The organism is Micromonospora sp. BL1, assembly GCF_003667485.1.
Classification (GTDB): domain Bacteria; phylum Actinomycetota; class Actinomycetes; order Mycobacteriales; family Micromonosporaceae; genus Micromonospora; species Micromonospora tulbaghiae.
Window position 1 is genome coordinate 1 of sequence record NZ_RCVK01000117.1, and the last position, 7,854, is coordinate 7,854.

The window sequence follows — 7,854 nt, forward strand, 5'->3', positions numbered from 1 at the left end:
GACCCGGGCGGGCAGGTACGCCCCAGCCAGGACCGGACCAGCCCACCCGCCTCACCGGTGCGCGCCGCCGCCTCGACGTAGCCGAACGCGGTCGGATAGTTCTTCCGCAGCACCGCCAGGGCCGGCACCGCAGCACCGCCGGTCTGCCCGTACATCGCCCCGAGCAGGGCCACCTTGGCCTTCGCCCGGTCACCGGCGAACGCGTCCCGGGCCAGCGCGGCGTAGAGGTCACCGGCGCCGCCCGCCGCGGCGAGCCGCTCGTCGCCGGAGACCGCCGCGAGCACGCGCGGTTCGAGCTGACCCGCGTCGGCCACCACGAACGTCCAGCCCGGGTCCGCCACCACCGCCTGCCGGATCACCTTCGGGATCTGCAACGCCCCGCCGCCCCGGGTCGCCCACCGGCCGGAGACGACGCCGCCGGGCACGTACTCCGGGTGGAACCGGCCGCCGGAGACCCAGGCGTCGCGCCAGGCCCAGCCGTGCGCCGTCCAGATCCGGTACAGCTCCTTGTATTCCAGGACCAGCGGCGCCGCCGGGTGCTCCACCCCGCGCAGCACCCAGGCGCGCGTGTTCGGCAGGTCCACGCCCGCTCGGGCGAACGCCCGCAACAGCTCCGCGGGCGAGTCGGCGTGCACCTGGCGTACGCCGAACGCGTCAGCGATCCGCGCCTGCAACTCGGCCAGCCGGCGCGGCGGCCCACCGACCGGTGACGCCTCTCCGAGCAGGTCGGCCAGGATCGCGTCGTGCACGTCGGCGCGCCAGGGCAGGCCGGCCGCGCCCATCTCGGCGGCCACCAGCGCGCCCGCCGACTCGGCGGCCACCAGGAGACGGAACCGGCCGGGATGGGTGGTCGCGGCGATCCGGGCGAGCTGGTCGGCGTACACCCGGATCAACGCCGTGATGCCCGGACCGGGCGGGCCGGACGGCGGCTCGAACAGCGCGGCCTGGGCGTGGCCGGGCGGCTCGGGCGGGCGGGGCGCCGGGTCCGGCGGGACCGGCGCGCCGGTGACCCGGGCCCAGGCGGCGGGCAGCGCGCGGGGCTCGCCCCACCGGCCCGCGTGCCCGAGCAGCAGTGCCTCGGTCAGCTCGACGTCGTGGCAGCGGTCGAGCCGCACCCCGGCGCGCAGCAGCGCCGGATAGACGCCCGCCCAGGCGGCCCAGAGCCAGCGGGGACGCCCGGCGGCCTCCCGGGCGGCCACGGCGGCGACCAGGTCGGCCACCTCCTCGGCCGGACCGGCCGGGGTGCCGTCGGCGTGCAGCGGTTGCAGCACGCCGCCGCCCCGCTCGTCCGCCACCACCGCCACCAGCACGGACGCGATTCTGCCCGGTGCCACCGACAGACCGGGGCCCCGGCTCGTCGAGCCGGGGCCCCGCGCGTCACCTGCCGACGCCTCCCGCGCGTTACTTGCCGACGCCTGCGGTGAGGCCGGACTGCACCTGGCGCTGGAAGACGATGTACACGATCAGCACCGGAAGCATCGCCATGGTGACGCCGGCGAACAGTCCGGACCAGTCCGACTTGTAGCCCTGGTTGACCGACAGCTCGATCAGCCCCTGGGCGATCACCTGGTTCTTCGGCTCGCCGGAGACCGACTGCATGAGCAGCGTCGGCAGGTACCACTGGTTCCACTGGCCGAGCACGTTGAAGATGCCGATGCTGATCAGGCCCGGCTTGGCCATCGGCAGCATCACGCTGAAGAACGTACGGGTGTGCGAGGCCCCGTCGACCTGGGCCGCCTCGGCGATCGAGTCGGGCAGCGTGCGGAAGAACGAGTGCATGAAGAAGATCGTGAACGACAGCGACCAGGCCACGTAGACCAGGATCAGCATGAGGTGCTTGTTCGGGCCGAGCAGCGGGAGGCTGACCCCGGTGTTGTAGACGCCCTTGAACAGCGGCACCGCGGCCAGGTAGATCGGCAGCGTCAGCCCGGACAGGAACATCCAGTAGATCAGCCGGTTGCCGCGGAACTCGTAGCGCGCCAGCGCGTACGCGGCCATCGAGCCCAGCAGCATCGTCAGCGTCACGCTGAACACCAGCACGAGCAGCGTGTTGAGGAAGAAGCTGTCGATCCCGGCGGTCCAGGCGCGGGCGAAGTTGTCCCACTGCAGCGCGTCGGGGATCAGCGACAGCGGTTCGCGGATCACCTCCGAGTCGGTCTTGAGCGCCGACATCACCACCCACAGCAGCGGGTAGACCACCATGATCGCCCAGACCGCGAGGAAAAGGTGGGAGAAGCCGTTGAAGATCCGGCCGCCGAAGCCGTTGCCGACGTCCTTCGCGCGCCGGTCCGCCGGCGGCCGGTCCGGCGGCGCCGTGTCGGACCGGGCCGGGCCGGAGGTGTGGGTCACAGTGCTCATCGTCCAGACCTCCTCAGTACTCGATCCGCTCACGGCGGGTGATCCTCAGCTGGAGCGCGGCCAGCAGGATGGTGAAGATGGCCAGCGCGACGGCGATCGCGCAGGCGTAACCGAACTGGCCCTTCTGGAACGCGTTGAACTGGATCACCGAGGCGAAGATCTCGCTGGCGTGGTTCGGCCCGCCCTGGCTCGGCGTCATGACGAAGACCAGCGCGTACATGTCCAGCGCGATGAAGCCCAGATAGACCCAGGCGACCGAGATGCTGTCCCGCAGCAGCGGCAGCGTCACCTTGAAGAACGTGTGGAACCGGCCCGCGCCGTCGAGGATCGCGGCCTCGTAGATGTCCTTCGGGATCGACTGCATCGCGGCGGAGAACAGCACCATGTAGAAGCCGGCGCCGCTCCACACCGCGATGAACAGCAGCCACCAGAGCACCGCCGGCACGCCGAGGAACGGCTCCGGGTCGGCGGTGAAGGCGATCGGGTTGTCCGCGTCGACCAGCCCGATCTTGATGAGCAGGCCGTTGATCAGGCCCTGCCCGTCGGTGCGGTAGATCTGCTGCCACATGACGGCGATGACCACCAGCGACAGCACCTGCGGGAAGAAGAAGATGACCTTGTAGATCCCGGAGCCGAACACCCCGCGGATGCCGGCCCTGTCCTCGCGTCCGCCCACGTTGAGCAGGAACGCGAGGAACAGGGCCAGCGCGATCGTGAACAGCGGCACGGTGACCAGGAAGAACACGTTGTGCCAGAACGCCTTCCGGATCAGCTCGTCGGAGAACAGCCGGACGTAGTTGTCCAGCCCGACGAAGCGCTGAGAATCGGAGTACCCACCCCAGTCGGTGAGCGAGTACCCCGCCGCCTGGGCGAACGGCCACACCACGTAGAACAGGTACAGCGCGACGGGCAGGGCCAGGAAACCCGTGACGAAACGCGCGACTCCGTGCCGCATTGGACTCACTTCCTCGCGGTGATCAGGCGGTGCGGGTCTGCTTCTTGATCGACGAGTCCTTGGCGACCTTGTCGGCGGCCGCCTGCATCTTGTCGACGAACTGCTGCGCGGTCAGGCGGCCGGCCATCAGCTCCTCGGAGAGGTTCTGGCTCTCCTTGTCCAGGTCGGCGTAGAAGTCCGGGAACTTCACCGAGATCAGGTCCGAGCTGCCGTTCTTCATCAGCGAGTTCGCCGACGCCAGCGCGGTGTCCTGGACGTTGTCGCCGGAGCCCTTGGTGGAGGCCAGCGACTTGGTCAGCTCGGCGAACTTCGCCGAGCCGGCCTTGGAGAGGATGGCCCGCAGGAACTCCTTCGCGGCCTCCTTGTTCGGCGCCTTGCTGGGCACCACGAAGCCCTCGCCGGAGGAGGCGAAGACGTCCTTGGCGGCCTTGTCGCCGCTCTTGCTCCAGTAGTCGGAGATGGTCATCTCGAAGCCCGGCGGGATGGTCGCGGCCATCTCGTTCTTCAGCCAGGTGCCGACCTGGATGAAGGCCGCCTTGCCGTCCAGGAACGCCTGCTGCGACTGGGTGTGGTCGAGCTTGCCCGGCAGCAGCAGCCTGTCCTTGACCAGCTTCTCCCACGGCTCCAGCGCCGCGACGATGCCGTCGGCCTTCCAGGCGCCGTCCTTCAGGTTGTCGATGTCGACGACGGCCTGCTTGCCGACCGCCTTCCAGATGCTGGCGAACAGCGCCCAGCGCGGGTAGTAGCCGTGCACCGCGTCGTGCACGTACGGCGCCATGCCCTTGGCCTTGATCTTCGGCGCGAGCGCGAAGAACTCGTCCCAGGTGGTCGGCGCCGTCCACCCCTCCTTCTTGAACAGGGCGGCGTTGTACCAGTTGCCCCAGACCGTGTACGCGACGTTGACCACGTAGAACTTGCCGTTCTGCGTGCCGTCGGCGACGGTGCCCGGCAGCAGGCTGTCGGCCACAGTCCCCTCGCTGTCCCAGGCCGGCGCGGTGAGCAGGTCGTCCAGCGGCTCGATCGCGCCCTCGTTGATCAGCGTGCTGCGGTCCATCATGTCGGCGCCCGAGTTCATCACCAGGTCGCTCGGCTGGGTCGCCATCTTGGGCTGCTCTTCGGTCTTGATCTTCTGGGTCGAAGACATGTTGACCGTGACGTTCGCGTGCTTGGCGTTGAAGATGACCTTGTCTTCCTTGGCCCACTGGTCGCCCAGGCCACCGTTGAAGACGACCACCTTGACCGCGCTGCCGTCCTTGACGCCGAACGGGTTGTCCTTGCTCTTGGCCGCGCCGCCGCCGTCGGACTTGCTCGGCTCGCTGCCGGCGCACGCGCTCAGCAGACCCGCCGCCGGTACGGCCAGCAGACCGGCCGCCGCGGCGCGCCGCAGCAGGGTCCGACGGCTGACGTCGCCGAACTTCTCGGGGGAAACCGACATCTTGTCTCTCCTTGTGGGTCGGGTCAGGCGGTCCGCCGGAGACGCCCGGCGTACCGCGACTCGAGGGCGAGGTTGTGCTCGTCCCCACCGGGGACGTTGGCGGAGAGGTAGACAGGGGGTACCTCTCCGGCCTGGTGGAACCGTCGTACGACCTCGGCGGTCAGCAGCTGCGCCAGCAGCGCCGCGGTGACCGACGAGACCGCACAGACCGCGCCGCCGCCCTCGAGCGGCAGCAGTGCGTCGCCGTACGGCGCGCCGTTGTCCAGCACGACGTCGGCGAGGTCGGCGAGCCGGTGCCCGGAGGGGTGCCGAGGAGCTACCCGGGCGGTGTGCTCGACCGAGGTGACAGCGATCAACGGATGGCCGCCGCGCTTGACCAGCGTCGCCAGCTCGACCACCGAGCCGTTGATGCCGGACTGCGAGGCGACCACGAACACGTCCCCCGGCTGCGGCGCCGCCAGGGCGTAGAGCTGGTGCGCCACGGCCGGGTCGCGTTCCAGCTTCGGGTCGGCGAGCACGTCGCGGGGCGCGTCGCCGTGCAGCACGAGGTCGTGCAGGGACAGCCGGTTGGCGGGGACCAGGCCGCCGGCCCGGGCGACCAGTTCGGCGGCGAACGCCTCCGAGTGACCGGCGCCGAACGCCTGGAGGACGCCGCCCGTGCGCAGCCCGGAGGCGATCAGGTCGGCCGCCCGGTCCACCGCCACAGCCTGGCTGTCCACCAGCCGGTCGAGCACCGGGCGGACCGCGTCGGCGTACCGCTGGGCACTGATCATGAGAGGGCCCCCTTCGCGGCCTTGTGCCCGTCGACGGCCTGGGCGGTACGCCGGAAGGCCGCGTGGGCGCGGTCGTGGGTGCGCTGCGCCACCGCGATGTAGAGCAGGTCGAGCACGACGAGCTGGGGGTGCCGGGCGGAGAGCGCGTCCGGCCGGAACGTGGTGGCCTGGCTGGCGGTGACCAGCACGATGTCGGCCAGCTCGGCCAGCGGCGAGCGGGGGAAGCCGGTGAGCGCGACGGTGGTGGCGCCGCGGCTGCCGGCCTCGGCGAGCAGCTCGATCGTCTCCCGGGTCTGCCCGGTGTGCGAGATGCCGAGCGCGACGTCCCCGGCGCCCAGCAGCGCGGCGCTGGCGAGCCCTTCGTGCACGTCGCTCCAGGCCCACGCGGCGACGCCGATGCGGTGCAGGCTGAACTGCATCTCCTCGCCGACGAGCGCGCTGCCGCTGGCGCCGAAGATGTTCACCCGGCTGGCCCCGGCGATGGCCACCGCCGCGCGTTCCACCTCGGCCAGGTCGAGCAGCGCGGCGGTGTCGTGCATGGCCCGCGTGTCGGCGGCCATGATCTGGTCGAGCACCCGGGACAGCGGGTCGCCGGGCTGAATCTCCCGTCCGATGTCGACGGTCCATCCCGCCGAGCGTGCCCGACCGGTCTCGGCGGCGATGCCGAGCCGCAGGTCGGCGTAGCCCTCGAAGCCCATCGCCCGGCAGAACCGGGTGATGGTCGCCGGTGACGTGCCGCTGCGCTCGGCCAGCTCGACGATTGTCGCCCGGGCCGCCGCCTCCGGGTCGCTGAGCACGTGCTCGGCGACCCGGCGCAGCGCACCGGTCAGCTCCCCCGTACCGGCCCGGACCCTGGCCAGCACCCCGTCGGCGCCCAGCCGGTCGGCCGGACCGGCATCGACCACCGCGGTCGCCGCGGAAGTCTCCACCTCGTGCTCGGCCATCGGCGGAAGCCTTTCGGAAAAGAGTGTTAACTGTTAGTGGTAAAAGTTCTTACTGAAGGGCCCTCCGTGTCAAGGGCGTGGGCGAAGTTTTCAAACTGTTACCTGGCGCACCGCCGCGATCTTGCGCCCGGCGACGCGGCCGACCAGCATGAGGACCATGTCGGACACCGTCGTGGTCGGCCTCGACGTCGGGGGCACATCCACCCGCGCGACAGCGCTGAGCCTCGACGGCACCCGCCTGGGCACCGGCCGCGCCGGCGGCGGCAACCCCACCAGCCACGGCGCCGAGCGGGCCGCCGCCGAACTGCTCGCCGCCCTGCGCGCGGCGCTCGCCGACATCGACCCGATCCGGGTACGCGCCGGCGTGATCGGCCTCGCGGGCGCCGGCCGCCTCCTGGCCGACCCGCACGGCCGCGACGCGTTCGACCACGCGTGGGCCGAGGCGGGGCTGCGTTGCCCGTACGCCGTGCACGGCGACGCGCTGGTCGCCTACGCCTCCGGCACCGCCGCCCCGGACGGCACCGTGCTCGTCGCCGGCACCGGCGCCATCGCCGCCCAGGTACGCGACCTGCGGCTGGACCGCACCGCCGACGGCCACGGCTGGCTGCTCGGCGACGCCGGCTCGGGGTTCTGGCTCGGCCGCGAGGCCGTCCGCCGGCTGCTGACCGACCTGGACCGCGCCGACGCCCCCGGCGACCTGGCCCGGCAGGTGCTGGCCGAGCTGACCGGCACGACCGAGGTGGACGACCAGCCGCGCGTCACCGCCGGCGCCGTGGTGCAGGCGGTGACCCGGCGGCCACCCGTGGAACTGGCCCGGCTCGCGCCGCTCGTGGTCTCGTCGGCCCGCGACGGGGAACCGACGGCAGTCGCGCTGATCACCGAGGCCGCGGCTCTGCTGGCGGAGAGTGTCTCCCGCATCCGCCCCTCCGGCGCGACCGATCCGGTGGTGCTCGGGGGCGGGCTGCTCACCGGCGACACCCCGCTGGCCGGTGCGGTCCGCGCCGAACTGGCCGGACGGTGGCCGGGCGCACCGCTGCACAGCGCCGGGGACGGGGCGGCCGCCGCGGCCTGGCTCGCCGCCCGCGACCTGCCCGAGGTGACCGACCCGGCGGCACTGCACACCCGCCTGGTCCCCTCACCCACCTGACCCGCCCCGCCGCGCCGCCCTGCGCTGTGCTCGGCCGTTCGGGTGGAACGCCAAGGGTGTCGCAACACCGGTTTGACACCCATGACGTTCCACCCGCCGTTTCCGGCAGACGTTCGCGTGCGCGGGGTTTCCGGGCTGATCAGTATCGGTCTTGCGGGTTCGGCTGATTCGGGTGCCAGCCCTGCTGAGCGGGCTGAGCCGGGTACCCCTGCGGCGCGGCGCCGTACGGGGCGGGCTGGAAC

The 7,854-nt window shown here is 72.0% G+C and carries 7 protein-coding genes; 1 reads left to right on the plus strand and 6 read right to left on the minus strand.

The features are described from left to right. The 6 genes from EAD96_RS01470 to EAD96_RS01495 all read right to left on the minus strand — a co-directional run. On the minus strand, window positions 1-1,340 hold a 1,340-nt coding region (locus EAD96_RS01470; protein ID WP_199733034.1), incomplete at its 3' end, for a bifunctional 3'-5' exonuclease/DNA polymerase. Between the two features lie 61 nt (window positions 1,341-1,401). Continuing rightward, window positions 1,402-2,358, minus strand: a complete 957-nt coding sequence (locus EAD96_RS01475) for a carbohydrate ABC transporter permease (RefSeq protein WP_013475962.1) — start codon at window positions 2,356-2,358, stop codon at window positions 1,402-1,404. 13 nt (window positions 2,359-2,371) lie between these two features. After that, on the minus strand, window positions 2,372-3,313 hold the full coding sequence (locus EAD96_RS01480) for a carbohydrate ABC transporter permease (protein WP_120569017.1): 942 nt from the start codon (window positions 3,311-3,313) through the stop codon (window positions 2,372-2,374). Between the two features lie 22 nt (window positions 3,314-3,335). After that, window positions 3,336-4,748, minus strand: a complete 1,413-nt coding sequence (gene ngcE / locus EAD96_RS01485; RefSeq protein ID WP_120569016.1) for an N-acetylglucosamine/diacetylchitobiose ABC transporter substrate-binding protein — start codon at window positions 4,746-4,748, stop codon at window positions 3,336-3,338. A gap of 23 nt (window positions 4,749-4,771) precedes the next feature. Beyond that, complete coding sequence (locus tag EAD96_RS01490; protein WP_121682999.1) at window positions 4,772-5,521, minus strand: SIS domain-containing protein; 750 nt, start codon at window positions 5,519-5,521, stop codon at window positions 4,772-4,774. After that, window positions 5,518-6,465, minus strand: a complete 948-nt coding sequence (locus EAD96_RS01495) for a MurR/RpiR family transcriptional regulator (protein ID WP_120569014.1) — start codon at window positions 6,463-6,465, stop codon at window positions 5,518-5,520. The genes EAD96_RS01490 and EAD96_RS01495 overlap by 4 nt, the downstream gene beginning before the upstream one ends. A 157-nt stretch (window positions 6,466-6,622) precedes the next feature. On the opposite strand from EAD96_RS01495, the gene EAD96_RS01500 reads away from it, so the two are divergent. After that, window positions 6,623-7,612 (plus strand): N-acetylglucosamine kinase, encoded by a 990-nt coding sequence (locus EAD96_RS01500; protein ID WP_121683000.1) that lies wholly within the window; start codon window positions 6,623-6,625, stop codon window positions 7,610-7,612. The last annotated feature ends 242 nt before the right edge of the window (window positions 7,613-7,854 follow it).